This window comes from Salinibacterium sp., from assembly GCF_031364185.1.
Taxonomy (GTDB): domain Bacteria; phylum Actinomycetota; class Actinomycetes; order Actinomycetales; family Microbacteriaceae; genus Rhodoglobus.
This window is the reverse complement of record NZ_JANLVV010000106.1, coordinates 1-1555: the sequence shown is the minus strand read 5'-3', so window position 1 is coordinate 1555 and position 1555 is coordinate 1. Positions and strand designations below refer to the sequence as shown.

The window sequence follows — 1555 nt, the reverse complement described above, 5'->3', positions numbered from 1 at the left end:
GAGGGCGGGTTGGTCGATCACCTCGTTCCCGATTCCGTCGATGAGGTGCAGGCGACTTTTGGCGAGGATGTCGAGGCCGAGGTAGCGGCGTCCTTCGGCCCATTCGTCGGTTTGTTCGGCGAGGACGGCGCCGACGAGGCGGATGATGGCGTCGCGGTTGGGGAAGATGCCGACGCTGTCGGTGCGGCGCCGGATCTCGCGGTTGAGTCGCTCGTTGGGGTTGTTGGACCAGATCTGCTGCCATAGGCCCTCGGGGAAGCTCGTGAACGCGAGGATGTCGGCGCGGGCGGTGTCGAGGTGCTCGTGTGCGTTGGGGAGTTTCCCGTCGACGTAGTCCAGCAGCCGGTCGAACTGGGCGTTCACCGCGGCCGCATCAGGTTGGTCATAGACCGAGTGGAGCATTGCTTTCACGGCCGGCCAGAGACTCTTCGGTGTCACGCTCATCAGGTTCGCCGCGTAGTGGGTGCGGCATCTCTGCCAGGCCGCTCCGGGAAGGTTCGCCGCGATCGCCTCGACTAAGCCCTGATGGGCGTCGGAAGTGACGAGGCGGACACCGGTGAGGCCGCGGGCGACGAGGTCGGCGAAGAACGAGTTCCACGCTGCGCCGGTCTCCGACGTTGCGACCCGCATGCCGAGAACTTCGCGACGCCCGTCAGCGTTGACGCCGGTCGCGACGAGGACAACAGCATTGATGACTCGTCCGCCTTCGCGGACTTTCATGGTCAGTGCGTCAGCGGCGACGAAGGTGAACGGGCCCGCATCGCCTAGCGGCCGGTGACGGAACTCGTTGACGTTTTCGTCGAGATCGGTCGCCATTCTGGAGACCTGCGACTTCGAGAGTGAGTTGATCCCGAGGGTCTTGACGAGTTTATCCATGCGGCGGGTCGAGACCCCGGCGAGGTAGCAGTCTGCAACGACTGTGATCAGGGCGGCCTCGGCCCGTTTGCGGCGCTCTAAAAGCCACTCTGGGAAGTAGGTGCCGGACCGCAACTTCGGGACGGCGACGTCGATCGTGCCAACACGGGTATCGAGCTCGCGGTGCCGGTAACCATTGCGCTGCGTCACCCGGTCGGGGCTGGGTTTGCCCCACTCCCCACCGACAACAGCATCGGCATCAGCGGACAGCAGAGCGTTGATCATCGTTTGCAGCAGATGCCGCATCAGATCCGGAGACGCCTCAGTGAGGGCTTCGGAAAGCAGGCCAGCAGGGTCGACAATATGTGGAGCGGTCATCGTGTTGATGCCTTTCGAGAGGGATGTAGGAATTTCCTCGAAGGAACACCACGGTGACCGCGCCCACGTCCATCAGACGCAGCCAGCCACCGGGCTACACCACCTTATGGGGCACTACTGCGACATAATCGTTGAGAGTCCAGTCGGAGCCGATCTGGCGCAGGGCGGTCTGCCAAGTGTGGCGATGGGTGTCGATCAGACTGGGCGTCACGATCATCCCTCGAGCGTCGGTGATCTCGGCGCCCTGGTCGGCGAGATTCAAGCCGATATCGACGATGGTATCGCCGTCAACGATGACGTCTCCTTCGGGCAGGATGCCGAT

At 63.5% G+C, this 1555-nt stretch carries 1 protein-coding gene and 1 pseudogene; both read right to left on the bottom strand.

Annotated elements, in window-relative coordinates; all coding sequences use genetic code 11:
• The coding region (locus tag RMN95_RS05140; protein ID WP_309615878.1) for an IS256 family transposase at nucleotides 1–1233 on the bottom strand (1233 nt) is incomplete at its 3' end.
• A gap of 94 nt (nucleotides 1234–1327) precedes the next feature.
• Nucleotides 1328–1555: pseudogene (locus RMN95_RS05135) on the bottom strand (hypothetical protein); the annotation flags it as partial.